We start from the raw sequence: 25,408 nt of genomic DNA, 5'->3' as shown, positions 1-25,408 counted from the left end.
GTAAGGGGCTTCGTGGTCAGACGAGTGCTTCTATGGATAACTGATCGTCTCTCAGTCTGACCTGAACTGTCGTATCGAGCAGCGACGGGTCGATATCCTCAAGGCGCTTGTAGTTGCCGGCCACTGACAAAAGCTCGGCATGCAGCTCGTGACAGAAGATACCGCAGTCACGATCACCGTGAATGCCTGCCAGCGCACGACCGCGCAGCGGTCCATACACGTGGATGCTGCCGGCGGCCAGCACCTCGGCACCGGCGTTGACGGCACCCACGACGACCAGGTCACCCTCGGCGGCGCTGATCTGCTGGCCCGAGCGTACCGTACCACGAAAGATACGACCGCCATGGCCGACTTCCTGCGCCACGGGGGATGGCGAAGGTGGCGGCGTCACCGACGCCAGCGTACGCGACTCCCGCGACTCCTGAGGTGGAAACCAGCCCAGTCCAAGCGCCCATGCCGACTGCTTGATGCCTTCGCTTCCGCCCCTGACCGCAACCGGCAGCAGCTTGTGCGAACGACATACGGCGCAAAGACGCTCCAGCGCCAGTGAGGTATCATCGAGTTTTTCAACACTCAATACCACTGGCGTATGCTGAAAAAAGGCCGGTGACTGGCTAAGCTTGCCTGCCAGTTGCGCACTGATACGTTCGGGGTCCGGGCTGTTAAGCTCCATGACCGTCATGGGCAGCATGCCGCCCTTGAACGTAAAGGCAGTGGCCGTCTGATCCACCTTGAGACTCATGCCCGGTTTCCTGTCGGATAATGAATGAACGCCCTGAGCGATGATAGTGTTTCCGGGTCATGATCATACGGTGTGTACCGGCGTCTGTCAGGTGTCGCCAGTTGCCGACGCCTTTAGAGGGACCCTGCTACATATCTCCGGGCCTGTTATCATCGCCCTGACGTCATAACGCCTGTATCGCCCGGTATTCAGCCACCGCCAGTTGCCTGGAAAGACATCGATCTCATGCCCGGATTTCTACAACGTCTGTTTGCGCCACGCTGGCGTCACGCCGATCCTCGTATCCGTCAGGAAGCCATTGCCGGCCTGAGCGTCGAGCGCGATCGCGAAAAACTCGAGACCCTGCTTCATGACGACAACGTTGAAGTTCGTCATGCCGCGCTCGCCCGCCTGGCCACGCCAGAGCGCTACCAGACCCTGCTGACCACCGTTGCGGCAGGCACCCCTTTGCATCGCACGCTGCTCGACACGCTCACCGGCAGAGAGCGCGCCCTGTTGTCGCTGGAACAGCGCCAGCAGGTCGTGGAAACGATTGATGACCCTGATCTGCTGACCCACGTCGCCACGCATGCCGACAACCAGCAGCTTCGAATGACGGCTCTGGGGCGCATCCATGACGAGAGCGCCCTGATCGAGCAGGCCTGTCAGAACTCGATTGCCGGCGTACGCCAGGCCGCAGCCGGGCGCATCGACAGCGACGAGGGGCTCGAGCGCCTCGCCCGCGAAGCGCGCCGTGACAAGCAGATCATGCGCGGTGCCCGCGACCGGCTCAATCGGCGCCGGGACGAACGACGCGAACAAAGCGCTCGACAGCAGCGCCGCGATGACCTGATCCAGGCCATGACCCGACTGTCACAACAGCAGTGGGAGCCCATGCTGCCGGCGCGCTATCGCCATCTGGTGCGCGAGTGGCGCTCGCTGGCTGATGATGCCGACGACACGCAGCGCGAGAAGTTTCATCAGGTCGAGCAGGTCACCAGTACCCGCGTGATCGAGCACGACAATGCCCAGCGTGAAGAGCAGGCGCGTGAACAGGCCATGGACATGGCCCGTCGCGACAGCCAGCGCATTATCAACTCCCTGGAGCAGGCCCTGAAGGACCTGGCGCATCGCGCCACACTCGACGGCCAGGATGTGGCCCAGCTGCAGGCCCACTTCAGGCTGCAGGCCGAGCAGTGGCGTGATCTCACCGACCGCATCGCGCCGAGCCAGGAAGACCAGAAACGCTTTGAAGCCCTGGTTCAAAACGCCAGCGAACTGACCGCGGCCTGGCAGCGCTTCGAACAGCACCAGCAAACACTCCAGGACGGCGTCGACCGCCGCGACTTTCAGGTCATCGAGCAATCAAGGCGCGCCATTGCCTGGCCGGCGGGTCTCCCCTGCCCGACCCTTTTGACGCATCTGCCCGAGCCCGTATCGCCGGCTGACAGCGCCGCATCGTCACGCAACACACTTGACCCGGATCAGTTCCAGCAATCCCTTGATCAGCTGGAAAACCAGCTTGATCGCGGCGAGCTCCAGGAAGCCACGCGGCTGCTGGACAGCCTGATGCAGCGCCGTCAGCGTCTGCCGGCGGACAGGCGCGAGGGCCTGCAAACCCGACTCAACCAGCTCGGTCAGCGTACCCATGAGCTGCGCGACTGGCGCAACTTTGCCGCCGCACCCAAGCGTGAACAGCTGATCGAGGGCATGGAAGGCCTTGCGGCTGCGAACATGGATGAGCCCGCCCGGGATCAGCAGCACCGCCGCCTGGTGCGTGACTGGAAGGCACTCGGCGACGCCGCCGCCTCGCGCGAGCGTTCCACGCGCTTTCGTCAGGCCTCCGACCGGGTACGCGAGCAGCTGGCCGACTTTTATCAACGTCGGGATCAGCAGCGCGAACAAAACATGGCCGAGCGGGAAAGGCTGTGTGAACAGCTGGAAACGCTGATCAACCATACGGCGGCCACCTCCGACCCCGACAGCCTGCGCACTATCCGCGATCGCGCCAGAGAGGCCTGGCGTCAGTGGTCCCCCGTGCCGCGCGACCGGGAAAACGAGCTGCGCCAGCGCTTCACGAAATCCCTGCGCGCCCTGCAGACTCTGATCGATCAGCAGGCCCGCGCCGTGGCTCAGGCCAAACAGGCGCTGGTCGATGAAATTCGCGAGCTTGAAACCGCCGACATCGATGACGAGCGTCGTGCCGACACGGCCAAGGCATTGCAGACGCGCTGGCGCGAGCTCGGCCGCGCACCGAGAGGCGAAGAGCAGACGTTGTGGCGCGCCTTTCGCCAGCACTGCGATGCCATCTTCGAACGGCGCAATGCGCAGCGCACCCAGCAGCGGCAGCAACGCGACAGCCGCCTCGATCAGATGCAGGCGCTGATCGATCGACTGGACCAGTGGCTGCCCGAAAGCGCGGCAGATCAAGCCATCCTCGATGACGCCGAAAGAGAGGCCGAGGGCCTGATGCCCCTGCCCAACGGCCCCCGCACCGGTGGCATGCTCAAGCGCTGGGAAGGCATTCTTCGCGATCGCCGCGAGCGCCTCGATCGTCTGGCGCTGGGCACGCTGGCCGAGCGCTGGCAGCAGTGGCAGCCGCTGCTCGAGGCGCATGTGGCCGCTGACAGCCGGGCGCTGGCCGGCGAGCCCGCCGACAGCGTCGACACGCCACTTCCCCTCTCCTCCCAGGCGCTGGAGGCGCATCGCTTGCGCAACGAGCGTCGCGCCACCGGCGAGCAGGCCAAGGCCCGGGAATGGCTCGAGCATCTTCGCGTGCATCTTTCCGTGCTGGTGGATGCCCCGCTGGGCAGCGAGGACTCCTCACGCCGCCTGGATGTGCAGGTGGCCCGGCTCAACGATGCCATGGGCAATATGCCCGGCCCCATGGAAGAGCTCGAACAGCTGCAGTATCGACTGCTCGCCAGCGGCCCGATCGATGAGCAGGACTGGCAGCGTCTCGCCCCTCGACTGGCCTCACTCATGGCAATGTTGCAGGAAGTTGACACAAACGATTGACACCACAGAAAAATCGCGTAATATGCACAGCACGTCGATGCGGGGTGGAGCAGCCTGGTAGCTCGTCGGGCTCATAACCCGAAGGTCGTCGGTTCAAATCCGGCCCCCGCTACCATCGACAAACAGTTTGTATTAAGCCGACCTCCGGGTCGGCTTTTTTACGTCTGTCGTTCGGGAGCACATCAAACATCGCTGATAGCCCGAGTCGTCGGTTCCCTGTTCACTTCAACACCGGCGGCCCCCGCTACCCTCGACCAACAGCTTGTACCAAGCCGACCTGTGGGCCGGCTTTTTTACGTCTGTCGTTCGGGAGCGCATCAAACATCGCTGATAGCCCGGGTCGTCGGTTCCCTGTTCATTTCAACATCGGCGGACCCCGCTACCCTCGACCAACAGCTTGTATCAAGCCGACCTGCGGGCCGGCTTTTTTACGTCTGCCGTTCGGGAACGCATCAAACACCGGTGATAGCCCGAGTCGTCGGTCCCCTGTTCATTTCAACATCGGCGGCCCCCGCTACCCTCGACCAACAGTTTGTATCAAGCCGACCTGCGGGTCGGCTTTTTTACGCCTGTCGCCTGGGAGCGCATCAAACGCCGGTGATAGCCCGAGTCATCGGTTCTCTGCTGGTTTCAACATCGGTGCCTCGACGACTCCATAACCGGTTCCTGGGCCGGCGTTTGAATGCCCTGCCCGGTGCCCGGCTACGGATTGCGTCGTGCATCATTCGTACTGCGACTGATACAGCGGTGCCGGCGCGATGCGGCCGATGCCGGGCAGCTTGATGGCCAGATCCAGCGGGTCGATACCGAACACCAGCCCCAGCACGTTGAACTCGAGCCCCTCATCGCGCGCCACCATGATGCCCAGCAGGCCGTACAGGGACACCTGATAGCCCGTATTGCTGGGCGCCGGACCGAAAAAATGCCCCAGCGCCCTTGTGTCATCGATCAGATAGTCCTTGCCCAGTGCCAGCGAAGGCATTTCCACATCCAGCTCGGGCACCTGGCGTATCAGCCAGGCAATAAACGTATTGCTGTTGGGGCCAGGGAAAACGCGATAGCGCTGCGGCCAGGGATACGCATTCACCGAGCGCTCGATACCGACAATGGCGCGCGCTGCCTGCTCGCCGCGCAGATCCGCCAGCAGATGCGGACGCTGCCCGAACCATTCCCGATCCGGCGCGCCGTAGCGTGTACGAACGGTGGGCTGGCGCCAGCCCTGCACCTCATAGGTGGTATAGTCCTGCCCGCCTTCCGGCTTGACGGCAATCCAGGTGTGCATGGCGAAGGCACCGCGCCAGTTATAGGCACGCGCCCCGTAGAGCTGAACCACGGCGCCCTCGAACGCACCGGCCCGGGGCGCCAGGCCGACGGATTCCCGCCCGGCACTGGCCCAGCCGGTGCGTGTATCGATACCACCCAGCCACCACACGATGGCAGGCCCTGCCAGCAGCAGCGCGACAAGTGCCACGATGCCTGTCAGCCATTTGATCAAAATCATGACCCGCGCCCTGACAGCGTCACGACGTTGTTCGGTGCTGCGTTACTGTTGCCATGCATGTCTCACCTGTCCTGTTGGGCTGGGCATCTTGAATTCGCCGTCGGCCAGCGCCATAAACAACCCTATATCCGAACGTATCGTGAATCCCTTTTAGCGAGAGTTTGCCATCATGCAGATCGTTGATCCCAAAACCGGTGAACCCATGGGCGCGCCGTCGCCACAGCCCGGCCAGAGTGCCGGTGGCCATACCGACGCCTCGCAGTTTATTGTCGATGTGGACATGTCCAACTTCCAGCAGGTGGTGCTGGAAGGCTCCATGCATATCCCGGTGGTACTGCAGAGCTGGTCGCCTTCGAGCGAGGCCTGCCGGACCCTGATGTCGGCGCTGGAGAAGCTGGCCCATGAGTATCAGGGCACTCTGATACTGGCCAGACTCAATATCGATGAGCAGCAGCAGATTGCCGCTCAGCTGGGCATTCGCTCGGTGCCCGACGTCAAACTGATCATCCAGGGCCAGCTCCATGACCAGCTCCATGAGGCCCTGCCGGAGCGCCAGATGCGCGACTGGCTTGCCAAGCACATCACCGCCCCTGAAGGCGGCAGTCAGAGCCTTGAGGAGCAGGCCCAGCAGGCACTGGAAGCCGGCGACACGGCCACGGCCCGCAGCCTGTATGAACAGCTGATCAGCGAAAACCCCAACGATCATGACTATCGCATCGACATGGCAGGCGTCATGACCCGCGAAGGCCACTTTGATGACGCGCTGAGCATCATCGACGCTCTGCCGCCGGAATACCGTGACGGCGTGAAGGCGCGCGGCGTGCGCGCCCGTGTCGATTTCGCCCGGGAGGCGCTGTCGCCGGAAGAGATCGAGGCGATGTCAGACCGCGATGACAGCGACGCGCAGTTCCAGCGTGCCCTGCGCGCCGTGGCCGATGGCGACTACGAGCGCGGCCTTGAAGGGCTGCTCGAGCTGATGAAGCGTGATCGCGCCTACAGTGAGGACGCCGCGCGCAAGACGCTGCTGCGTGTCTTTGACGCCCTGGGCGGCGACCATCCGCTGACCGTGACCTATCGTCGCCGGATGTTCACGCTACTCTACTGATCCATGCCCGCCACGTTTGAACGCCCGGCCCTTTTGGGACCGGGCGTTTTTGTGGCTACGATGCGGGCGCTGCCAGCAGCACGTCCATGCGCGTCAGCGCCTTTTCCAGCAGGGCCCGCTCGGTGCCGAAATTGAGTCGGGCAAAGCCGGGCCAGCCAAAATCAGCGCCGTTATTAAGCGCCACCCTCGCCTGCTTGAGCACCGCCTTCTGGGGCGCCTCGCCGAGCCCCGCCTCACGCAAATCCAGCCAGGCCAGAAAGGTCGCCTGAGGCACACTCATCTTCACGCCCGGCCAGCGCTCAACAAAAGACTCGATCAGCGCCAGATTGTCACGAAGCCGTGCCAGCAGCGCCTGACGCCACGGCTCGCCATCGGTAAAGGCCGCTCTGGCGGCCGTTTCACCCATGATGTTTTCCGAGGGCATCAGCCCCAGACAGCCCCGCTTGAACCGCGCGCGCAGGTTGTCATCACTGATCACGGCGCAGGCGCTGGTCAGCCCGGCCACGTTGAAGGTCTTGGACGCCGCCCACAGCGTAATGGTCCGCGCGGCCAGACGCGGCTCGGCGTGTGCCAGCGGGCGATGGGCGCTGCCATCGAGAATCAGGTCACAGTGCAGCTCATCGGAGCAGACAATCAGATCGTGACGCTCGACAAAATCGGCCAGCCGGGACAGCTCTTTTTCATCAAAGACGCGCCCGGTCGGATTGTGTGGATGACACCAGAGCAGCAGCCGGGTGCGGGGCGTGACGGCCGCTTCCATGGCGTCGAAATCCAGCCGCCACAGCGGGTCATCCTCCGTTGGGGCACGCATGGGGGCCGTCTGGGCGGTACGCCCGGTGTTGTCCGCGACCTTCAGAAAGGGCGGGTAGATCGGCGTGACGGTCAGCACGCCGTCGCCGGGCTCGGTCAGGGCAAGGCTTGCCACATGAAGCGCCGGCACCACGCCGGGCAGCCAGTGCTGCCAGTCGGCCTCGATCTCCCAGCCATAGCGCGCCAGGCTCCACTGACACAGCGCCTGTTTCAGGTCACGGTCGGCGTGGGTGTAGCCAAAGACCGGATGCGCCAGGCGCTCGGCCAGCGCGTTTTGAATGGCCGGTGCCACGGCAAAATCCATGTCCGCCACCCACAGTGGCAGCACGTCCTCGTCATAGAGCTGCCATTTGGTGGTAGGGTACACGCGCCGATCCAGCGGTGTCGTAAAATCAAAGGCGGCACTGTCGTGCGACATGCAGACTCCCCGAAATGCAGGTTCGGTCAGACCCTGACCGAAGCGTGATTGAACAGATGATGTCGTAATAAAAGCGGCATCGTTACCCTTTTGTGAGCTGACCCTATCCAGGTAGACACGTCATGACCGACAGCGACTTTTATACCAGCGCCATGGCCGGCCTGCCTTCCCTGATCGAACGCTGGCTCGAAATCGGCGATACCACGCCCGAGAAACTGGGCATCATTCTGGCCGATACGGCCCGGATCGCCAGTCTGGGCGACCCGGAACGCGACCCGGATGGCGACACGCTCAGACGCTGGGCCGCGCCGGCATCAAAAGCCGATCGTCCGCCGGGCTGGGCGGCGCGCAGCGCATTGTTTCTACTGTCCCAGATGCCGGCCCATCCGATGCCGCAGACGCCGTCGCAGTGTGACGGCTGGGCGTGGGCATGGGTACGCCTGCGCCGCTGGGAGAGCCTTGATCAGGCCCGCAGCGCCCTGCCGCACTGGCTTGCCCCGGCACTCGACGAGCGCCTTCCCAGAGCCTGGCAGGATCACAGCGCCCAGCGCCTTCTCTGACGCGCCGGCCCGGGCTCAGCGCTGGCGCTTGATAGGCGACTTGGGCTTGAAACCGGGCGGGCGAGCGGAAAGCCAGCGGGCGAATTCGGCAATCTCGGGCTGTGCCAGCAGCGCCTCGCGCGTGTGGTAATGCTCGGCCATCTCGCGTTCGCTGAGCACGCGATGAATATGGTTATGACAGGGCCGACAGATCATTAAAATGTCGCCTTTCATCTCATCGCGACTAAAGCGCTTTCGAAACCGCTTGCGCCCATGAAGGGCACGCGGAATCAGATGGTGGCGCGTCAATGACACGCCCTGACGCGCACAGAGCGCGCAGCGGTTTTCCGTGGGGGCATCGCCTTGTGACATGGCGTCTCCGTAACGGGTGGCAGGGACAAAATCGCGACAGGCTGACGGTCAGTATAAGATGGTGGCACACGCCTTGCCGCCGGCCAGGGGCATGTCTATGATGCCTGTCCGTTTTTACACAAGCGGCGTCCGCCCGTTTCCTTTCACGATCGTGCGCTCTTTGCCCACTTCGAACTGCCTATCCGACCATGATTATTCGTACCGACCACGCCCCCAGTGACGCCCAGCTCGACATCATCACGCAGCAGCTGGGACGTACGCCGCGCGGGCTTCAGGCCGTCAGCGCCGAAGACAGCCGCGGCACGCCGCTGGCGCTGCGCGTGGCCCCGCTGGTGGAAGGCAAGCCCTTCCCGACGCTTTACTGGCTGTGCAGCCGCGAGCTGACCATTGCCCTGTCGCACCTTGAAGCCGATGGCGTCATCAAGCGTCTTGAAGCCCACCTTCAGGACAACGAAGCGCTGCGCGAGGCCTACCGTCAAAGCCACGAGGCCTACGTCCAAAAGCGCTGGTCGTGGATCAGCGAGCCCGAGCGTGACGAGATCGAGCGGCTGGGTTTTACGAAAGCCCTGACCGAGCGCGGCGTGGGTGGCATTACCAACTGGCAGCAGGTGCGCTGTCTGCATACGCAGTATGCCCATCATGTCAGCGACCATAACGCCATCGGCGCCTGGATCGATGAACACTATCCACAGGTGGCCGCAAGCGTTGACTGAGCGCCGGACAGCACGACCCGTCTGATCCATTAGCAGCAGGAATCACCATGAAAAGCCATATCCGACCCCTTGAGGGCCGCAGCGTCTGCGTTTACATGGGCTCTCGCAGCGGCCATGCCCCCCACTGGCAGCAGCTCGCCGAAGCCGTCGGTGAGGGCATCGCCCGCCGTGGCGGGCGTTTGGTCTACGGCGGCGGCAATACCGGTCTCATGGGCGCCTGCGCCAGCGCCGCGCTGGCCGCCGGCGGTGAGGTCATCGGTGTGATACCGGCTCACCTCGTCGAACGCGAAGTGGCGCATACGGGACTGACCGAACTGATCACGGTACCGGACATGCATACCCGCAAGGCGCAGATGGCGGCCCACAGCGACGCCTTTGTCACCCTGCCCGGCGGCATCGGCACCTTCGAGGAGTTTTTCGAAACCTGGACCTGGCGCTATCTGGGCCTGCATCGCAAGCCCATAGGACTGCTCAATTACACCGGTTTCTTTGATCCCCTGCTACAGTTTCTGGACAACACGGTCGAGGTGGGATTTCTCAACGCCGAGACGCGCGCGACCCTGATCAGTGCCGACACATCGGATGATCTGCTGGACGCGCTGTTCGACTAAATCGCAACCTTTCAGGAGTAGCAGCGCATGTACGCCATTGCCGTCAAGGATTCCCACCTTCAATGGTGCGAACACGATGATCTGCCCTCCCCCGGCGGCAGCGACATCCTGATCGATGTGGCCTGGGCAGGCATGAATCGCGCCGATGTTTTACAGCGTGACGGGGGCTATCCACCCCCCAGTGGCGCCTCCGAAATCCTCGGGCTGGAAGTCAGCGGCGTGGTGGCAAGCGTCGGGCCGGCCGTGGAGCGCTTTCGCGTCGGGGATCAGGTCTGCGCGCTGCTTGCCGGCGGCGGCTACGCCGAGCAGGTCCTCGTCAACGAAGCGCAGGCCCTGCGCATCCCCGAGGGCATGACCCTGCGCGATGCCGCCGCCCTGCCGGAGGTATTTGCCACGGCCTGGCTCAATCTCTTCATGGAAGCGGATCTGCGCGACGGCGAGCGGGTGCTGTTGCATGCCGGGGCCAGCGGTGTCGGCACGGCCGCCATTCAGCTGTGTCACGCCTTCAACAACCCCTGCTTTGTCACCGTGGGCAGTCAGGACAAGATCGATGCCTGCAGGGCGCTGGGCGCCGAGGGCGGCTGGAACCGCCACGACGGCAGCTTCGTCGAGGCGGTGCAGAACTGGGGCGGGGTCGATGTGGTCCTCGACCCGGTGGCCGGAGAGTACATCGAATGGAACCAGCAGGTGCTCAACCTCGATGGCCGCATCATCCTGATCGGCTTCATGGGCGGTCGTGAAACGAACGTGGATCTGGCACGCATGCTGATGAAGCGTCAGCGCCTGATCGGCTCAACACTGCGCTCGCGCTCACCGGCCGGCAAGGGCAGCGTCATGGATGCCCTTCATGCTCACGTCTGGCCGCTGCTGGAGTCCGGCCGGGTCAAGCCGCTGATCGATCGCACCTTCTCCATTCAGGAAGCCGACGACGCCATGCGCTTTCTGGAAGAAAACACCAGCACCGGCAAGGTATTGATGGGCGTCTCCGGTGCCTGACCCGGTGGCCTGAACGTCGATCAGCCCCCGGACGCGAAAAAGCCCGAATCCAGTGGATTCGGGCTTTTTAATGTCTCGACCGGCTCAAGCGCTGGCTCTACTGAAGCGCTGGCTCTACTGAAGCGCCGGCGCGCTCCCGGGCATCGAGGTCATCGGCCGCGCGGCAATGGCGGTGTCGTCATCTGCCAGCTGCCAGTGCCGTGAACGCTCGGGGTCCACCGGCAGGCCGAGTTCGCCGTGATCGAAGGCGCGAGCCAGCCGCTGGGCGGCACCGTTATGTCCGGCCTCGGCCGCGCGAGCATACCAGGTCACGGCGCGGTCTTCCCGGCGCGCAAACTGGGTACAGCCGTGTTCGTACATGTGCCCCACCTGATACTGCGCCTCGGGGTGGCCGGCCTCGGCCGCCTTGACGACGCAGCGTACCCCCCGGGCCTTGTCACGCGCCGTATGACCACGACGAAACAGCATGACGCCATAGGTGGACAGTGCATCAACGTGCCCGGCGTTGGCACAGCGTCGAAACAGGTGCATGGTCAGACGACGCTTGTGCGCAGAGCCTTCCAGCCAGGGGGCCTGCATCAAACGCGATGCCAGACGATATTCAAACCGGGTGAATACTTGAGCAGACCGCAGCATAACAACCAACCTTGTAAGTTCCAGCATTCGATACATGCCCTGTCTGCACGTAGCGTGGCAGGGATCGGGCGTTGATGCGAACCACTGTTGCCGTGAAGGTGACTCATCACCTGCAGAGTAAAAAACCAGAAGGGGCAACCCCGTTGTCACCGCAGCGAGAGCTGACGCCCCCGCGTGGCGAGGCCGGCAATATACGCCTGTGCAGGAAGTGACTCAAGCCCCGTGTTTGCCCGCACCTCACCGCCCGTCTAACATGGGCATTCACCCGCTTTACAAGGCTCTGGAAACCCCATGGAAAGACGTCCTCTCGGTGACAGTGGCATAACGGTCAGCCGGCTTTGTCTTGGCACCATGACCTTTGGCGAACAAAACAGTGAGTCCGAAGCGCACGAGCAGCTCGATCGCGCCATGGCCTCGGGTATCGACTTCATCGACACCGCTGAAATGTATCCGGTACCGCCGAACGGCGAGACACAGGGTCGTACCGAAGCCTATATCGGCAGCTGGCTGAAGGCGCGCGGCCGACGTGACGATATCGTGCTGGCCAGCAAGGTAGCCGGTGCCGGCCGCGGCATGGAGTATCTGCGTGGCGGGCCGAAGCTGTCACGCCAGCAGATCCATCAGGCGCTGGATGACAGTCTCAAGCGTTTAAACACCGACTATCTCGATCTCTATCAGCTGCACTGGCCGGACCGCCCCGCCAACTACTTCGGCAAGCTGGACTACCAGCATGAAGAGGCCCCGGACGCCACACCGCTGGAAGAGACCCTGTCGGCGCTCAAGGAAGCCGTGGATGCCGGCAAGATCCGCACCATCGGCCTGTCCAACGAAACGCCCTGGGGCACGATGTCCTGTCTGCGCCTGGCCGAGACCATGGATCTGCCGCGCGTGGTATCGGTGCAAAACCCCTACAACCTGCTCAATCGCAGCTATGAAATCGGCATGGCCGAGATCAGCCATCGCGAGAATGTGGGGCTTCTGGCCTACTCGCCGCTCGCCTTTGGGGTATTGAGCGGCAAATATCTGGGCGGCATGAAACCGGAGGGGGCGCGCCTTACCCTGTTTGAACGCTTTCAGCGCTACAATTCGACGCTGGCCGAGGAAGCCACCTGGGCCTATGTCGATATCGCCCGGCGCTTTGATCTCAATCCGGCCCAGATGGCGCTGGCCTGGGTCAACACCCGGCCCTTCGTGACCAGCAACATCATCGGTGCCACCACGCTTGAGCAGCTCGATCACAACATCGCAAGCGAGCCGCTGACGCTTTCCGATGAGGTTATCGAGGCCATTGAAGGCGTCCACAAGCGTCTGCCCAACCCCTGCCCCTGACCCTCTCCTTTCCGGGGCCCGGACACCATACGTCCTCCCTCTGGCCTGGCACTGGCTTAATGCAGTCTGATGCCGGGGCCGGAGGGGTTATAATCGTGACAACATGAGCGGAGAATCTGCATGCTGAGCGTGCTGTCCCCAGCCAAGACGCTGGATTTTGAAACGCCTTCCTCGACGACCATGGCCACACAGCCGGACTATCTGGACCAGAGCCGTCAGCTCATCGATATCCTGCGCGAGTATTCGCCACAGGATCTGTCGCAGCTGATGGGCATCAGCGACAAACTGGCCGGTCTCAACGTGGCGCGTTTCGAGCAGTGGCAGACACCGTTTGATACGAACAACGCCAAACAGGCCATACTGGCCTTTCAGGGCGACGTCTACACCGGGCTTGAAGCGGCGCGCTGGCAGGAAAATGACCTTGAGTGGGCGCAGTCGCATCTTCGCATTCTGTCGGGACTTTACGGCATGCTCCGACCGCTGGATCTGATGCAGCCCTATCGCCTTGAGATGGGCACAAGGCTTGAAAACCCGGCCGGGCGTGATCTTTATGCCTTCTGGCGAGAGCGTCTGACACGCGATCTGGATCAGGCGGTGAAGGAAAGCAGCGGTGACCCGGTGTTGATCAATCTGGCCTCCAACGAATACTTTGGCGCCATTGACCGCAAGCATCTCGGCTGCGATGTCATCACCCCGGTCTTCAAGGACGCCAAAAACGGGCAGTACAAGGTCATCAGCTTTTATGCCAAGAAGGCGCGCGGCATGATGAGCGCCTGGATGGTGCAGCAAAGACTCGAGAAACGTGACGATCTAAAGGCCTTCGACATGGGCGGCTATCGCTTCAATGCCGACCTGTCGGACCAGAACAGCTGGGTATTTACCCGCGACGCGCAGTAATCGCAACGATGGTCAATTGACCACCACTCAATGATGCATTTATCGGGAGGATCTCTCATGCGTCATCTACTGATCACCCTGCTCATCGGTCTGATGAGCTTTGGCCTGGCCGTCGAGCATGCCGACGCCAAGCGTTTCGGCGGCGGCAAGAGCTTTGGCAGCTACTCCCGTTCGTCAAGCCCGAGCAGCAGCCAGGCCAGCACACCGCCGCGTCAGGCCCAGCAGGGCACACGCGCCGCCGGTGGTGGCATGTCGCGCTTCATGGGCCCGCTGGCCGGCATCATGGCAGGCGGTCTGCTGGCATCGCTGTTCTTTGGCGGCGCCTTCAACGGGATTCGCTTCATGGATATCCTGCTGATCGCGCTTCTCGGCTTTGTGGCCTGGAAGGTGCTGGCGGCGCGGCGTCGAGCGACCAACACCGGCGCTCACGGCGAGCAGCATCAGCCTCAGCAGCGTCAGGCGCATGACATGGGCGGCACATCCAGTGGGGCTGCCGGTGGCGCCATGGGCGGTGCGGCCATGGCCGGCAGCGAGCCTGAATGGTTCAACCGCGAGCAGTTTTTGTCCGGTGCCAAGGAGCACTTCATGAACCTGCAGCGCGCCTGGGACAACAACGACTTCGAGAAAATTCAGGAGTTCGTCACGCCCGAGCTCTATAACCTGCTGCGCAAGGAGCGCGCCGAACAAAGCGCCAACAACCAGACCGAGGTCGTGCGTTTGTTTGCCGAGCTGGGCGATGTGCGCGAACACGGCAAGCAGGCCGAAGCCACGGTGCTGTTTCACGGCATCATGAAAGAGGACGGTCAGGACAACGAGTTCAACGAGACCTGGCATCTGGTTCGTGAAGTTCGCGACCAGTCCCCCTGGTACATTCAGGGCATCGAGCAAAACAACGCCTGATCCCGACCGCACCTTATGACAATGCCCCGCTCATGCGGGGCATTTTTTTGTTCGAACAAGGGCGCCACTGACGCAGGTTTTGAAACGATCAGATGGCCACCGCGCGGCCAATGTACTCGATCGGCCCGGTAGGCAGGCCCGTGGGCGAACCGCTGGCATCTTCCAGAGTCAGCTCGAAAAGCTGGTTGTCCTCAAGCGGCGGCAGCGCGTCCAGATTCAGGCGTACGGGCGCACCCGGCTCGACCAGACCCAGCGATACCGGCGCCTGCCAGTCATCGCCCCTGGTCCAGAACTCGAGCGCCTTGCCCTCGGGCACCCTGAAAGTCCCCAGCGGAATCAGCTCGATCTGCCGGCGGTTGGCGGCCTGGACCACCCAGCCGGCGGACTGGCCCTGAGGGGCCAGCAGCACCACCATGTACGCGGGCGTCACCGGGCCTGCAGGCGCTTGCCATAAAAGCGCCGCCATCACCAGGGCCGCAGCCACGCCCAGCCCCGCCGCGGCGCGCCAGAGGGCAAGGCGCTGCCAGAGGCCGGGCACTACAGGGGCGTCCGGGGACACATGACGTGCCTTTAGGCTTCGCTGAATGCGCGGCCATAGAAAGTCGCTCGGCGTCTGCGGTTCGGTAAGCGCGTTGTAGGGGAAAAAGCGCTCCTCCCACTCGGTCACCGCCCGGCGCAGCGCGGGCTCTCGCTCCAGGCGGGCTTCAAACGCCTGGCGCTCGTCAAAGGGCAGCGTCCCCAGCACGTATTCGCCGGCCAGGTCGTGGCTGTCATCACTTTGCGCGTCGTCACTCTCATGGGGCCCGGTCATGCCAGACACTCCCGTAAACGCACCAGGCTTCGCTTGATCCAGGCCTTGACCGTGCCCAGCGGCGCGCCCGTATGGGCGGCGATTTCTGCATGGCTTAACCCCTCTACATACGCCTGAAGCACGCAGTTGCGTCGCTCAACCTCAAGCGTTTTCAAACAGTCATCCATACGCTGGCCGGTTTGCCAGTCGAAGGCATCAAGAGTCTGGCTCTCCGGGCGTGAGGTGTCCTGGTGCTCGAAGGCGTCCGCGTCGAACTCGCCGACCATCAGCCTGTCGCGCTGGCGGATCGCGTTCAGCGCCAGATGGCGGGCAATGCTGAATATCCAGGTGCGGGCAGCCCCCTTTTCAGGGTCGAAGGTGTCGGCACGCTGCCAGATCGCGAGGAAGGCGTCATGAACGATGTCCTCCGCCATACCGCGGTCCTTGACGATACGCTGCACCACGCCGAGCATTCGCGCCCCTTCCAGACGATAGAGGCCGTGAAGGGCGTCATGATCCCCCCGAGCGCAGCACGCCAGTGCGTCGGTGTGACTGAATTCGTTGTTTTTATCCAGCACCGTTTTACTCCCTCGTGACGCGACGACTTAACCCCTGTGCGTCCGGGTAGCATAACGAGCAAGGGCCCGTGAAACGAGCCCCTGATTCAAACGTGACCGACAACGCCCCGCCGGTTGGCCGGCAGGGCGTGAGCTTATTCCGCGGTCCAGAAGATGTAGTCGGCCTGATAGGTCACGATGGCCGTGGCGCCTTCGTGGTCGGCATCACACGCCGTGTCCGGGGCCACACCGCCTTCGGTGTTGAGACGCTGAATGTAGCTGACACCAGTCATGGCGCCTTCACCCTCGGCCGGATTGGCTTCGACCAGTTGAAGCGGGATGTTGTCATCGCCGTTATCGGCGGTGCCCACCTGGGTGCCGGTCACTTTCGAGCCGTCCAGCGCCTCCCAGGTGGCGGGCGGGCCGTAGTAGCTGCCGACCTGGTCGCCGTCGCTGTCGTTGAGTGCCGCGCTCGGGCCCTTGAAAACCCAGGCCACGTCACCGGCATCATTGGTTTCGCACATATACTTGATCGCGCCGACGCCGACGGTTTCAAGGGCGACGGTGTTGCCGTCCGGTACCTGGACGTCGTCCGGGGTGTCGGCCAGCGCCGCATGACTGAAGGAGGCGATCAGAGCGGTGGCAAGGCCGGCACGCGTGAGATGTCGAATAGTCATTTCAGTCTCCCTGAGAGTTGTTGTCAGCCGCCTCGATCGGTGCGGCTGTACAGGGGATACACGCGAGCTGCCGTTCTGGATGCACTTTTTTGAAAAAAAGTTATCACGCCTTGCCAGGCACGGACTGTCGCCCCTGCCGGCATTGAGGCCTGCAGCAGGGACGAAGGATCAGGGCGTGTCAGGCATGCACCGGCGTGTAGCGCTCCAGCGCCTTTTCAAGGGCGGCCACGCCGGCGGGCACATCGACCGGATACCCCAGTGCCCTGATGCTCGCGCCCAGCGCGTGCAGGGTGCGAAACAGATGGTGCGTCCGACACTGCTCACCCATCTGCCCGATCCGCACGATATTGGCGCCAAAGGCCCCGGATATCTCCACGCCGTGATGATGTGAGATATGCGCCATCAGGTCGGCCTGGGCCAGCCCATCGGGCAGCTGAATGCCGACCACCGAGTTCAGCCGCGACGGTGCCTCGATATAAAGCTCCAGGCCCAGCCCTTCGATACCGGCCTGCAGCGCCCGGGAACAGCGCAGGTGGCGATCGAATCGTTTGGGCAGGGTCTCCTGACACACCAGCCGCAGCGCCTCGTGCAGCGCCAGAATGCCGGAGACCGGCGCCGTGTAGTGATAGGACTTGTTGTACCAGAACTGATGCGCCAGGCGAGCGTCCAGGCACCAGTGGGTCAGGGGACGCTCGCGCGCCTCGATGACCGCCCAGGCGCGGTCGGAGAAGGCGATCAGCGACACGCCGGGGATCGAGCTCAGCCCCTTCTGGCCGCCGGTGATCACCACGTCCACGCCCCAGTCATCCATCTCCAGCGGCATGGTGCTCAGCGTGCAGACCGCATCGCAGATCACCAGACAATCGGCCTTTGATGCCGCCCGACAGATCGCCGGCAGGGTATGGTTGAACACGGTGCTGGAGGTCTCCCCCTGCACGATGGTCAACACGCGCGGGCGATGCGTACGGATCGCCTCGATGACCGCGGCCTCATCGGCGGCATGCAACACGCCGGCATCCATCTCGATGACCTCGCCGCCGGCGCGCCGGGCCATTTCGCCCAGCCGGCTGCTGAAAAAGCCGTTGTTGATCGTCAACACCCGGGTGCCGGGGTCGACCAGGTTGATGACGGCCATCTCCATTGCCGCCGAACCGGGCCCTGCCACGCCCAGGATGTGGCGCGATTCGGTCTGAAAAACGTAGCGCGACATCGCCTTCACCTGCTCGATGATGCGCGCCATGGTCTCGCCCAGATGATTGATGACGATGCCGTTGGCCGCCGCCACTCGGGCCGGAATGGGTACAGGGCCCGCGCCCATCATGAGCAGCGGCTCATCGGGCAGAATGGATTCCAGAGGCTCGATATCGGGCACGGTATAGGACATCACCATCTCCTTGAGATGACACAGGACAGGTTGAAGCGCCAGGGCGCGGGCACACCAAAACGGACGTTTTAGTATGCCCATGGCTTGAAAAGGTCGGCAAGCCACACTTCAGAAGTGTCTGATCAAGGCAGCGCCGGACACTGGAGCGAAGGCCCCGGACACCGAAGAAAACGAAGGAGGAGATGACAGACTGCCTGCAGGCGCAACAGCCGCCCCTGCAGGTCATAACGGGTGGGTCAGACGCTGTCCTGGTGCATGGTGATCTCGAACGCGCCGGGCAGCAGCGCGGTAACAGCGCGCGCGCGCTGCAAAAGCGTTGCATAGTCATCGGCCACCACATTGATGTGGGCCAGCTTGCGCCCGGCCCGTGGCGCCTTGCCATAGCGATGCAGATGCACGCCCTCAAGGGCCAGCAGCGCGGCGCTGTCACCCTCTTCACCGATCACGTTGACCATGCAGGTCAGGCCGCGGGCGCTCGTATCGCCCAGCGGCAGCCCGGCGATGGCGCGCAGATGATTCTCGAACTGGCTGGTGAGGGCCCCATTCATGGTCCAGTGGCCGGAGTTATGGACCCGCGGGGCCATCTCATTGGCCAGAAGCCGGCCATCGCGGGTCTGGAAAAGCTCCAGCGACAGCACGCCGACATAGTCCAGCTCATCAAGCAGCTTCTGGATATAGCCATCCGCCGTGGCCTGCAGCTCGGCATCGACATCCGGCAGCGGCGCCACCGAATAGCGCAAAATGCCCTCTTCATGCTGGTTTTCCGTGATCGGGTACGTACGCACGGCGCCGTCTCGTCCGCGCACGGCAATCAACGAGACTTCGCGCACAAAGTCCACGAACGCCTCGACCACCAGCTGATCATGATTGATGCTCTGCCAGGCATCATGTGCCTGCTCGGGCGCACGCAATACGGCCTGGCCCTTGCCGTCATAACCCTCGGTCGTGGATTTGGCCACCACCGGACAGCCCAGCTCGCGTGCCGCCGCCTCAAGCGCCTCGGCGCTGTCGACCAGCCGATATTCGGGCGTGGGGATATCCAGCTTCGAAAAGAGCGCCTTCTCACGGGCCCGGTGCTGACACACCGCAATGGCGCGACTCGAGGGATACACCGGTTTCACCTGCTCGATGCGCTCCAAAAGCGCCACCGGCAGATGTTCGAATTCATAGGTGACCACGTCCACGCGGGCAATGAAGTCCTCAAGCGTTGTGTCATCACTGCCGGTGAGAATCTCACCGATCCCGGCGCTGGGCGCGCCGCCCGGGTCCAGAAGCGTAAAACGCTGGCCCAGCGGCAGGCCGGCCAGTGCCATCATGCGTCCGAGCTGTCCCGCTCCCAGAATGCCGATCTGCATTGCCATGTCTCGCTGATTGGAGGAAATGAGAAAACCCTGCGCCAGTACGGTTTTTAACCGTACTCCTTTTCAACAGTGCTATTCGGCGCTCGGGTCGGGGTTATCCAGCACGTTTTGCGTCTGTTCGGTCCGGAAGGCCTCGACGGCGCGACGAATCTCGCTGTCGTGCGTGCCGATGATCTGGGCGGCCAGAAGACCGGCATTGGTCGCGCCGGCCTTGCCGATCGCCAGCGTTCCCACGGCAACGCCGCCCGGCATCTGGGCAATCGAGAGCAATGAATCCATGCCCTTGAGCGCCTTGGACTCCACCGGCACGCCAAGAACGGGCACCGGTGTCTGGGAAGCCACCATGCCGGGCAGATGCGCAGCACCACCGGCGCCGGCAATGATCACCTCGATGCCTCGCTCGGCCGCGGTTTTTGCATATTCAAACATCAGATCCGGCGTTCGGTGCGCCGACACCACGCGCGTCTCATACGCCACGCCAAGGCGCGTCAGCATGTTGACGGCATGCTCCATGACCGGCCAGTCCGACTTCGATCCCATGATCACTCCCACACGCGGCTGCATCGGCACTCCCCTTTCGGCAATGAACATTCGACAAGGAACAGAGCAGCGCCCGCGGTGGTCGCGTCGCTGCGTCATGTTGGAAAACCGTGCAGGATACCCGCTCGGGTAAAGGGGGGAAAGCCACGGCACCCGTCAGCCCGTTATGGCAGGGGATGGTCGGCGCCGCCCGGGACCATGCTCAATTGATGTGGCGAAAGCGCTCGGGGATGGTGCGCTCAAAGCTTTCACGCTTTTGGATGTTGTCCCACCAGCGCTGCACGCCCGGGAAATCGGCCATGATCTCGCGGCCTTCGGGCGTCATGACCACATAGGCCATGATCGGGGCCAGCAGGAAATCCACATAGGAGACGGGCCCGGCGATCAGCCAGGTGCGCGTGGCCAGTGACTGCTCCAGCAGCGAAAACTGGTGGCGCACCTTCGGCAGGGCCGCGGCAATCACCGTCTCGTCTACCGGGCGCTGCAGCAGCGGATTGATGACGCGCTGCCAGGCAAGCTCCATGATCATGGCCTGGTAGTAGTAGTTGTTGATCACCGCCGCCCACTGGCGCATGTCGACCCGGTCATCGAGCTGGCGCGGCACCAGCGCCGGCGCCGGAAAATGCCCTTCCAGAAACTCGGCGATAGCGTCGGTTTCGTACAAAATACGCCCGCCGGTTTCCAGTGCAGGCACCTTGCCAAAGGGATGACGGCGCAGGTGCTCGGGGGTATGGGTTTCGCCCTTGAGCACATCGACCGCCACCTGGTCGTAGGTCACGCCCTTTTCCAGAAAGAGCATGCGCACCGTGCGCACATAGGTGCTGCCATCGAAACCATAAAGAACAAAATCGCTCACGCGGTCACTCCCTGAAGGTCTGCTCTGCCCGGCATGCGTTCACCCATGAACACACACCGTTTGCAGGATTTAACACAACCGTAGACGTATCGGCCCACGATGCGCCACATCCGGCGACAATCGCGCCCCGCGGGCCAGAATCTCCAGTCGGCCCTGTCGCGCAAGCTCGGCGGCCACCCGGCGAACATCGTCCATGTGATCGCGCCAGTGCGCCTCGTCAAACAGCTCGCGGGCGACCTCCGACGGACAAAAGCTCTTGTCATGTCCGCGGCGATGGGCAAGCGCCATCAGTGTGTCGGCAATGGCCGCTTCGCTCACCTCTTTCATGTGAAAAACGCCTGCATCGTGGTGGCATGCACAAAACAGAGCTTGTTGCCCTCGATATCGCGACAGTAGGCGGCGTAAAAATCCGGTCCGTAGCAGTCGCGCACGCCCGGCGGCCCTTCACTGCCTCCGCCGCAGGCCATGACCCGATGCCAGACATCATCAACACTTTGCCGGCACGGCGACATGAAACTGACCTGAGCCCCGTTGCCCCAGGTGGCCGGCAGGCCATTGAAGGGATACTGAATGACAAACAGTGGCCAGTGTCTGCCCGGGTAATGCCAGATGGCATCGGGCGGCCCGCCATCACGCTCCTCAAAAAGGCGGACCAGTCCGAGCGGTTCCAGCACATGGTCATAAAAGGCGGCCAGACGCGGCAGGTCACGCGCACCAAGCTGAATATGGGTAAACATGGCGCTAGACGTCTCCCCTGCAAATGGCCGGGACGCTGAAAGGCAGCGCTGAAGGACGACACGAAAAAGGACAACACGGACTTGCTGGCCGACGGGCAATGATCATGCAGCAGAGCTCCTCGGAATGGTTGGCGGGGAGTAAGCTTTCGCAGCCGATGTTCTCCTACCATAGTCAGCCTTCAGGGCAGTCACACCAGCCTTTTTGTGACGATGCGTACGACCCGCCTGGATGGCACGCCTATCGGCAGAGCCCATAACCCCGCATGCCGAGATGAAAATGATCGCGATGGGCCGCGTTGTATTCAGGCCCCAGCGAGTTGCCGAAGATGTCACAGCTGCCCTCGAAAGCGCGCCTCAAAAGCTGGCCCCGCGGCCCTTCGTCCTGCCAGTGACCGGCCACCGTTGCCCGGGTGCCATCCTCCATGCGAAACCCGGTCACATCGAACGCCTCGGCCGTGGCATGTTCACTGCGTCGACCGCTATCACGGTGGTAGACGTTGCGACAGGCGAAGCTGCCCACGTGATCCACCCGGGCAACGTCCTGACCGAAGACCTCGCGCGCCACCGGGTGAAGGCGCTGTCGTTCAAACACGACCCAGGAAAGTGCCAGCGGGCAGCTGGCCAGAAAGCTGGCACTGAACTGCACGGAGGTGGAACGCACCCGTACGGCATGATCGAGCTGACACGCCCCGATCTCGGGGCTGCCCACCTCGACATAATCGATGGCCCCCTGCTCGCGCGCCCGGGCCAGCGCCGCCAGGCAGCGCTGCGGGTCCTGATCGAGCGCCTTGAGCTTGAAACGCGTAATCGGGTTTAACGGATCATCCACGTTAAACGGTGCAAAGGGATTGTATTTTGATGGCACGCGCTCGCTGCCCGGCCACTGCTGCCAGAGGCCTGCGGCTACCACCACCGGTATCAACAGGATGATCAATACGACGTAGCGCACGTCCCCTCCGGGTCACTAAAGCGAAAAAAATCCCGCATGGCGAACATGCGGGATGGAAGGGGGTGTTGCAATGCCTCCTGTCTCAAAGAGGCAGAAGGCAATCGATTCGAGTCTGGCGGCTCGAATCGTCATCAAGATTAAGGGATGGCCCGTTAACAGACTAATCATCATTGCAGATCATCAAAATAGTCAGATGTAATCAAGCCGGGCCTGGAGCCCGGCCTGACGCTATCAAGGCAACGGGCCAGCGTTTACTCCGACTCGATCTGCCCGGTACCGCGACCCCGATTGATCCGGCGATTCTTGACGTCCGGTACCCGGCGAAGACGATCGTGGGTATCAGACATCTCGTCGGCCTCGAAGGCATCCGCCCCGACCGGCGTTTCGCCGTGCTGGCGATAGAGACTGAGCAGCATCTGCTTGCGATCGGCGCGCAGCTCCTTGAGCAGCACATAGACCATGCCATAGATGATCAGCGTAAACGGCAGCGCCGAGACCACAGCCGCCGACTGCAGCCCGCTGAGCCCACTTTCACCACCGGCCGAGATCAGGATCAGACAGATCGCAGCAATCAGCACCCCCCAGGTCACCCGCTTGTAGAGCGGCGGGTTGAGCGAGCCCTTGTCGGTCATCTGACCCACGATATAGGCCGCCGAATCCGCCGAGGTCACCAGAAAGATAAAGATCAGGATCATGGCCACGATCGACAGCGGGAAGGAAAACGGCATCTGATCAAACATCACGAAAAGCGCCGAGGTGATGTTGTCGCTGGTCGCCTGGGCCAGACCCGCATCCTGATAGAGATCCATGTGCAGCGCGGCCCCGCCGAAAACGCCGATCCAGAGACAGGCCAGCAGCGGCGGCACGATCAACACCCCGAACACATACTCCTTGATGGTACGCCCGCGGGAGACACGCGCCACAAAAGTGCCGACAAACGGTGACCAGGCGATGACCCAGGCCCAGTAGAACACGGTCCAGCTGCTGATCCAGTCGTTGTCGGTAAAGGGATTGATGCGCAGGCTCATGCCCAGAAAGTTCTGCAGATAATCGCCCATGCCGACCGTAATGGTTTCCAGAATGGCGACCGTCGGACCGGTTACCAGCACATAGAACATCAGGCCCAGACACAGCACCATGTTCAGATTCGACAACCGCTTGATGCCCTTGTCGAGCCCGGAGACCGTGGACATCATGTAGCACACAAACATGGCGCACAAAATGATGGCCTGCCACATGAACCCTTCGGCCACGCCAAAAACGGCATGCAGACCACCGTTGATCTGCAGCACCGCCAGGCCAATGGAGGTCGCCACGCCCATCACGGTCGCCACGACCGCAAAGGTATTGAGAAGCCCGCCGGCAAAGACGCGTCCCTTGCCAAGCTTTGCCGTCAGCGGCGACATGACCGTTGAGACCAGCCCGGTCTGCCCCTTGCGAAACTGGGTGTAGGCGATAATCAGGCCCACCACCGAAAACGCGGCCCACTGGTGAACGCCCCAGTTGAAAAACGAGTACTGGATGGCGTAGCGCGCCGCTTCCGGCGTGCCGCCTTCCATGTCGTTAAAGGGCGTGTTCATGAAATGGGTCATCGGCTCGGCCATGCCGTAAAACACCAGCCCTACCCCGAAGCCGGCGGCCAGCAGCATGCTGATCCAGGAAAAGAAGTCGTAGGACGGCTTGCTTTCCTGAGGGCCGAGACGAATCTTGCCGTACTTGCTAAAGGCCAGTACCAGCAAAAAGATGACGAACCCGAAGACCGAAAACAGATAAAACCATCCGAAAAGATGCGTCACCCCGGTCAGGGCGGCACTGGCGCCGGCACTGAACCGGTCAGGAAAGATGGCACCGATTGCCACAAGCACCACGATGATCATCGTGGACGCGACAAAGACACGCTGTCTGGGAGCAATAGCCATGAGTGCGTCGATCCCCTGTCATTGTTGGATTGTCATTAAAGACTAGTTCAAGAACATTATGATCAATGCACATAAATGTCCGAAGCCGACGGTCGTTGCATCAGCGTGCCCGTCGAAAGGCGCCTGTCGGCACTGCCTGCAGCCTGTTTTGATGCGCACAAAAAAGGGGACACAGCCGTGTCCCCTTGTCTATCTTGCGCCGCAGGACGATTACATCCTGGCAGCAATAGCGGCCTCTATCCATAACGTCCCGTTATATAGTCCTCGGTCTGCTTCTTCTCCGGGTCGGTAAATATCTGATCGGTCTGCCCGCACTCGATCAGCTCGCCCAGATACATGAACGCCGTAATGTCGGACACGCGCGCCGCCTGCTGCATGTTGTGTGTCACGATCACGATCGTGTAGTCCGCCTTCAATTCGTGGATCAGATCCTCGATGTAGCCGGTCGAGATCGGATCCAGCGCCGAGGTGGGCTCATCAAGCAAAATCACCTCGGGTTTGACCGCAATGGTACGGGCAATACATAGACGCTGCTGCTGCCCGCCGGACAGCGACTGTCCGTTGGTCTTGAGCTTGTCCTTGACCTCGTTCCACAGGGCTGCCTTTTTCAGCGCCCACTCCACACGCTCGTCCATGTCGCGCCGCGACAGACGCTCGTAGAGCTTCACGCCGAAGGCGATGTTGTCATAAACCGACATCGGAAACGGCGTCGGCTTTTGAAACACCATGCCGATGCGGGCGCGCAGCAGATTGATGTCCACGCCGGAGGCATGAATGTCGTGACCGTCCAGCAGGATGCCGCCTTCGGTCTTCAGACCCGGATAGAGATCATGCATGCGGTTGAAGCAGCGCAGAAGCGTTGACTTGCCGCAGCCGGAAGGGCCGATATAGGCCGTTACCTGGTTGGCCGGAATCTCCATCGACACATCCTTGATGGCCTGAAAATTACCGTAGTAAAAGTTCAGGTCCTGAACCGACAGCTTGGCGGTGACATCGTCATGGGTGCTGCCGGTTGCGTTTCTGGGTGTCTGCCTCGGCGCCATGGTGAAATTCTCTGATCGCATGTTCATGA

At 62.5% G+C, this 25,408-nt stretch carries 26 protein-coding genes and 1 tRNA gene; 10 read left to right on the top strand and 17 right to left on the bottom strand.

Translation table 11 applies throughout. The annotated features are described in order from the left end of the window. Positions 1-16 precede the first annotated feature (16 nt). Positions 17-742 carry a septum site-determining protein MinC gene (gene minC, locus ACS92L_RS15890; RefSeq protein WP_438766083.1) on the bottom strand — a complete coding sequence of 242 codons (726 nt, stop codon included), beginning with the start codon at positions 740-742 and terminating at the stop codon, positions 17-19. Positions 743-967: 225 nt separating this feature from the next. Here minC and ACS92L_RS15885 point away from each other — a divergent pair, with 225 nt between their 5' ends. Continuing rightward, on the top strand, positions 968-3,739 hold the full coding sequence (locus ACS92L_RS15885) for a DUF349 domain-containing protein (RefSeq protein WP_438766082.1): 2,772 nt from the start codon (positions 968-970) through the stop codon (positions 3,737-3,739). 38 nt (positions 3,740-3,777) lie between these two features. Further along, positions 3,778-3,854: transfer RNA gene (locus ACS92L_RS15880), tRNA-Met, on the top strand. Between the two features lie 606 nt (positions 3,855-4,460). On the opposite strand, the gene ACS92L_RS15875 is transcribed toward ACS92L_RS15880, so the two are convergent. Further along, complete coding sequence (locus ACS92L_RS15875; RefSeq protein WP_438766081.1) at positions 4,461-5,240, bottom strand: DUF3750 domain-containing protein; 780 nt, start codon at positions 5,238-5,240, stop codon at positions 4,461-4,463. Between the two features lie 169 nt (positions 5,241-5,409). Here ACS92L_RS15875 and ACS92L_RS15870 point away from each other — a divergent pair, with 169 nt between their 5' ends. Further along, complete coding sequence (locus tag ACS92L_RS15870) at positions 5,410-6,345, top strand: tetratricopeptide repeat protein (RefSeq protein ID WP_438766079.1); 936 nt, start codon at positions 5,410-5,412, stop codon at positions 6,343-6,345. Between the two features lie 55 nt (positions 6,346-6,400). Here the strand turns inward: ACS92L_RS15870 and ACS92L_RS15865 are convergent, their stop codons facing one another. Continuing rightward, positions 6,401-7,573 carry a MalY/PatB family protein gene (locus tag ACS92L_RS15865; protein ID WP_438766078.1) on the bottom strand — a complete coding sequence of 391 codons (1,173 nt, stop codon included), beginning with the start codon at positions 7,571-7,573 and terminating at the stop codon, positions 6,401-6,403. A 122-nt stretch (positions 7,574-7,695) separates the two neighbouring features. On the opposite strand from ACS92L_RS15865, the gene ACS92L_RS15860 reads away from it, so the two are divergent. After that, a complete protein-coding gene (locus tag ACS92L_RS15860) occupies positions 7,696-8,133 on the top strand; it encodes a hypothetical protein (protein WP_438766077.1) in 438 nt (145 codons plus the stop codon). Between the two features lie 15 nt (positions 8,134-8,148). Here the strand turns inward: ACS92L_RS15860 and ACS92L_RS15855 are convergent, their stop codons facing one another. Continuing rightward, positions 8,149-8,484 carry a hypothetical protein gene (locus tag ACS92L_RS15855; RefSeq protein ID WP_438766075.1) on the bottom strand — a complete coding sequence of 112 codons (336 nt, stop codon included), beginning with the start codon at positions 8,482-8,484 and terminating at the stop codon, positions 8,149-8,151. Between the two features lie 188 nt (positions 8,485-8,672). Here ACS92L_RS15855 and ACS92L_RS15850 point away from each other — a divergent pair, with 188 nt between their 5' ends. The 3 genes from ACS92L_RS15850 to ACS92L_RS15840 are packed head-to-tail and all read left to right on the top strand — an operon-like array spanning position 8,673 to position 10,804. Next, on the top strand, positions 8,673-9,197 hold the full coding sequence (locus ACS92L_RS15850; protein WP_438766074.1) for a DUF501 domain-containing protein: 525 nt from the start codon (positions 8,673-8,675) through the stop codon (positions 9,195-9,197). Between the two features lie 47 nt (positions 9,198-9,244). Continuing rightward, complete coding sequence (locus ACS92L_RS15845) at positions 9,245-9,808, top strand: TIGR00730 family Rossman fold protein (protein ID WP_438766073.1); 564 nt, start codon at positions 9,245-9,247, stop codon at positions 9,806-9,808. 27 nt (positions 9,809-9,835) lie between these two features. Beyond that, entirely contained in the window at positions 9,836-10,804 is a 969-nt protein-coding gene (locus ACS92L_RS15840; protein WP_438766072.1) for an NAD(P)H-quinone oxidoreductase, read from the top strand. 114 nt (positions 10,805-10,918) lie between these two features. Here the strand turns inward: ACS92L_RS15840 and ACS92L_RS15835 are convergent, their stop codons facing one another. Next, the gene (locus ACS92L_RS15835) at positions 10,919-11,440 is read right to left on the bottom strand and encodes a tetratricopeptide repeat protein (protein ID WP_438766071.1); all 522 of its coding nucleotides are present in this window, start codon (positions 11,438-11,440) and stop codon (positions 10,919-10,921) included. Positions 11,441-11,731: 291 nt separating this feature from the next. Here ACS92L_RS15835 and ACS92L_RS15830 point away from each other — a divergent pair, with 291 nt between their 5' ends. The 3 genes from ACS92L_RS15830 to ACS92L_RS15820 all read left to right on the top strand — a co-directional run bounded on the left by ACS92L_RS15830 (position 11,732) and on the right by ACS92L_RS15820 (position 14,566). After that, entirely contained in the window at positions 11,732-12,769 is a 1,038-nt protein-coding gene (locus ACS92L_RS15830) for an NADP(H)-dependent aldo-keto reductase (RefSeq protein ID WP_438766070.1), read from the top strand. A gap of 120 nt (positions 12,770-12,889) precedes the next feature. Continuing rightward, positions 12,890-13,666: a peroxide stress protein YaaA gene (gene yaaA / locus ACS92L_RS15825; protein ID WP_438766068.1), complete on the top strand. Its 777-nt coding sequence runs from the start codon at positions 12,890-12,892 to the stop codon at positions 13,664-13,666. A gap of 57 nt (positions 13,667-13,723) precedes the next feature. Continuing rightward, complete coding sequence (locus tag ACS92L_RS15820; protein WP_438766067.1) at positions 13,724-14,566, top strand: Tim44 domain-containing protein; 843 nt, start codon at positions 13,724-13,726, stop codon at positions 14,564-14,566. Between the two features lie 88 nt (positions 14,567-14,654). On the opposite strand, the gene ACS92L_RS15815 is transcribed toward ACS92L_RS15820, so the two are convergent. From ACS92L_RS15815 to pstB, 12 genes are all read right to left on the bottom strand, one after another. After that, positions 14,655-15,377: an anti-sigma factor gene (locus ACS92L_RS15815; protein ID WP_438766065.1), complete on the bottom strand. Its 723-nt coding sequence runs from the start codon at positions 15,375-15,377 to the stop codon at positions 14,655-14,657. Continuing rightward, on the bottom strand, positions 15,374-15,934 hold the full coding sequence (locus ACS92L_RS15810) for a sigma-70 family RNA polymerase sigma factor (RefSeq protein WP_438766064.1): 561 nt from the start codon (positions 15,932-15,934) through the stop codon (positions 15,374-15,376). The genes ACS92L_RS15815 and ACS92L_RS15810 overlap by 4 nt, the downstream gene beginning before the upstream one ends. A gap of 134 nt (positions 15,935-16,068) precedes the next feature. Continuing rightward, positions 16,069-16,590 carry a DUF3455 domain-containing protein gene (locus tag ACS92L_RS15805; protein ID WP_438766063.1) on the bottom strand — a complete coding sequence of 174 codons (522 nt, stop codon included), beginning with the start codon at positions 16,588-16,590 and terminating at the stop codon, positions 16,069-16,071. Positions 16,591-16,768: 178 nt separating this feature from the next. Further along, positions 16,769-17,974: a pyridoxal-phosphate-dependent aminotransferase family protein gene (locus ACS92L_RS15800; protein WP_438766062.1), complete on the bottom strand. Its 1,206-nt coding sequence runs from the start codon at positions 17,972-17,974 to the stop codon at positions 16,769-16,771. Positions 17,975-18,210: 236 nt separating this feature from the next. Further along, on the bottom strand, positions 18,211-19,329 hold the full coding sequence (locus ACS92L_RS15795; RefSeq protein WP_438768512.1) for a 5-(carboxyamino)imidazole ribonucleotide synthase: 1,119 nt from the start codon (positions 19,327-19,329) through the stop codon (positions 18,211-18,213). 78 nt (positions 19,330-19,407) lie between these two features. Next, a complete protein-coding gene (gene purE / locus ACS92L_RS15790; protein WP_438766060.1) occupies positions 19,408-19,899 on the bottom strand; it encodes a 5-(carboxyamino)imidazole ribonucleotide mutase in 492 nt (163 codons plus the stop codon). A gap of 178 nt (positions 19,900-20,077) precedes the next feature. Continuing rightward, positions 20,078-20,731 (bottom strand): glutathione S-transferase family protein, encoded by a 654-nt coding sequence (locus ACS92L_RS15785; RefSeq protein WP_438766059.1) that lies wholly within the window; start codon positions 20,729-20,731, stop codon positions 20,078-20,080. A 69-nt stretch (positions 20,732-20,800) separates the two neighbouring features. Further along, complete coding sequence (locus ACS92L_RS15780; RefSeq protein ID WP_438766058.1) at positions 20,801-21,058, bottom strand: DUF3253 domain-containing protein; 258 nt, start codon at positions 21,056-21,058, stop codon at positions 20,801-20,803. Next, positions 21,055-21,468, bottom strand: a complete 414-nt coding sequence (locus ACS92L_RS15775; protein ID WP_438766057.1) for a VOC family protein — start codon at positions 21,466-21,468, stop codon at positions 21,055-21,057. The genes ACS92L_RS15780 and ACS92L_RS15775 overlap by 4 nt, the downstream gene beginning before the upstream one ends. Positions 21,469-21,706: 238 nt before the next feature. Continuing rightward, the gene (locus ACS92L_RS15770; protein WP_438766056.1) at positions 21,707-22,417 is read right to left on the bottom strand and encodes an extensin-like domain-containing protein; all 711 of its coding nucleotides are present in this window, start codon (positions 22,415-22,417) and stop codon (positions 21,707-21,709) included. A gap of 251 nt (positions 22,418-22,668) precedes the next feature. Continuing rightward, on the bottom strand, positions 22,669-24,336 hold the full coding sequence (locus tag ACS92L_RS15765) for a BCCT family transporter (RefSeq protein WP_438766054.1): 1,668 nt from the start codon (positions 24,334-24,336) through the stop codon (positions 22,669-22,671). Positions 24,337-24,572: 236 nt separating this feature from the next. Then, the gene (gene pstB, locus ACS92L_RS15760; RefSeq protein WP_438768510.1) at positions 24,573-25,379 is read right to left on the bottom strand and encodes a phosphate ABC transporter ATP-binding protein PstB; all 807 of its coding nucleotides are present in this window, start codon (positions 25,377-25,379) and stop codon (positions 24,573-24,575) included. Positions 25,380-25,408 lie beyond the last annotated feature (29 nt).

Origin of the sequence: Kushneria halocnemicola (genome assembly GCF_965650455.1) — a bacterium.
Lineage (GTDB): Bacteria > Pseudomonadota > Gammaproteobacteria > Pseudomonadales > Halomonadaceae > Kushneria.
The sequence above is the reverse complement of the archived record's forward strand: the minus strand, read 5'-3'. Positions and strand labels throughout refer to the sequence as shown.

What these genes read in the sequence shown, in the direction of transcription:
- minC (WP_438766083.1), bottom strand. Translation starts at nt 742, where the DNA reads ATGAGTCTCAAGGTGGATCAGACGGCCACTGCCTTTACGTTCAAGGGC.
- ACS92L_RS15885 (WP_438766082.1), top strand. Translation starts at nt 968, where the DNA reads ATGCCCGGATTTCTACAACGTCTGTTTGCGCCACGCTGGCGTCACGCC.
- ACS92L_RS15875 (WP_438766081.1), bottom strand. Translation starts at nt 5,240, where the DNA reads ATGATTTTGATCAAATGGCTGACAGGCATCGTGGCACTTGTCGCGCTG.
- ACS92L_RS15870 (WP_438766079.1), top strand. Translation starts at nt 5,410, where the DNA reads ATGCAGATCGTTGATCCCAAAACCGGTGAACCCATGGGCGCGCCGTCG.
- ACS92L_RS15865 (WP_438766078.1), bottom strand. Translation starts at nt 7,573, where the DNA reads ATGTCGCACGACAGTGCCGCCTTTGATTTTACGACACCGCTGGATCGG.
- ACS92L_RS15860 (WP_438766077.1), top strand. Translation starts at nt 7,696, where the DNA reads ATGACCGACAGCGACTTTTATACCAGCGCCATGGCCGGCCTGCCTTCC.
- ACS92L_RS15855 (WP_438766075.1), bottom strand. Translation starts at nt 8,484, where the DNA reads ATGTCACAAGGCGATGCCCCCACGGAAAACCGCTGCGCGCTCTGTGCG.
- ACS92L_RS15850 (WP_438766074.1), top strand. Translation starts at nt 8,673, where the DNA reads ATGATTATTCGTACCGACCACGCCCCCAGTGACGCCCAGCTCGACATC.
- ACS92L_RS15845 (WP_438766073.1), top strand. Translation starts at nt 9,245, where the DNA reads ATGAAAAGCCATATCCGACCCCTTGAGGGCCGCAGCGTCTGCGTTTAC.
- ACS92L_RS15840 (WP_438766072.1), top strand. Translation starts at nt 9,836, where the DNA reads ATGTACGCCATTGCCGTCAAGGATTCCCACCTTCAATGGTGCGAACAC.
- ACS92L_RS15835 (WP_438766071.1), bottom strand. Translation starts at nt 11,440, where the DNA reads ATGCTGCGGTCTGCTCAAGTATTCACCCGGTTTGAATATCGTCTGGCA.
- ACS92L_RS15830 (WP_438766070.1), top strand. Translation starts at nt 11,732, where the DNA reads ATGGAAAGACGTCCTCTCGGTGACAGTGGCATAACGGTCAGCCGGCTT.
- yaaA (WP_438766068.1), top strand. Translation starts at nt 12,890, where the DNA reads ATGCTGAGCGTGCTGTCCCCAGCCAAGACGCTGGATTTTGAAACGCCT.
- ACS92L_RS15820 (WP_438766067.1), top strand. Translation starts at nt 13,724, where the DNA reads ATGCGTCATCTACTGATCACCCTGCTCATCGGTCTGATGAGCTTTGGC.
- ACS92L_RS15815 (WP_438766065.1), bottom strand. Translation starts at nt 15,377, where the DNA reads ATGACCGGGCCCCATGAGAGTGACGACGCGCAAAGTGATGACAGCCAC.
- ACS92L_RS15805 (WP_438766063.1), bottom strand. Translation starts at nt 16,590, where the DNA reads ATGACTATTCGACATCTCACGCGTGCCGGCCTTGCCACCGCTCTGATC.
- ACS92L_RS15800 (WP_438766062.1), bottom strand. Translation starts at nt 17,974, where the DNA reads ATGTCCTATACCGTGCCCGATATCGAGCCTCTGGAATCCATTCTGCCC.
- ACS92L_RS15795 (WP_438768512.1), bottom strand. Translation starts at nt 19,329, where the DNA reads ATGCAGATCGGCATTCTGGGAGCGGGACAGCTCGGACGCATGATGGCA.
- purE (WP_438766060.1), bottom strand. Translation starts at nt 19,899, where the DNA reads ATGCAGCCGCGTGTGGGAGTGATCATGGGATCGAAGTCGGACTGGCCG.
- ACS92L_RS15780 (WP_438766058.1), bottom strand. Translation starts at nt 21,058, where the DNA reads ATGAAAGAGGTGAGCGAAGCGGCCATTGCCGACACACTGATGGCGCTT.
- ACS92L_RS15775 (WP_438766057.1), bottom strand. Translation starts at nt 21,468, where the DNA reads ATGTTTACCCATATTCAGCTTGGTGCGCGTGACCTGCCGCGTCTGGCC.
- ACS92L_RS15765 (WP_438766054.1), bottom strand. Translation starts at nt 24,336, where the DNA reads ATGGCTATTGCTCCCAGACAGCGTGTCTTTGTCGCGTCCACGATGATC.
- pstB (WP_438768510.1), bottom strand. Translation starts at nt 25,379, where the DNA reads ATGGCGCCGAGGCAGACACCCAGAAACGCAACCGGCAGCACCCATGAC.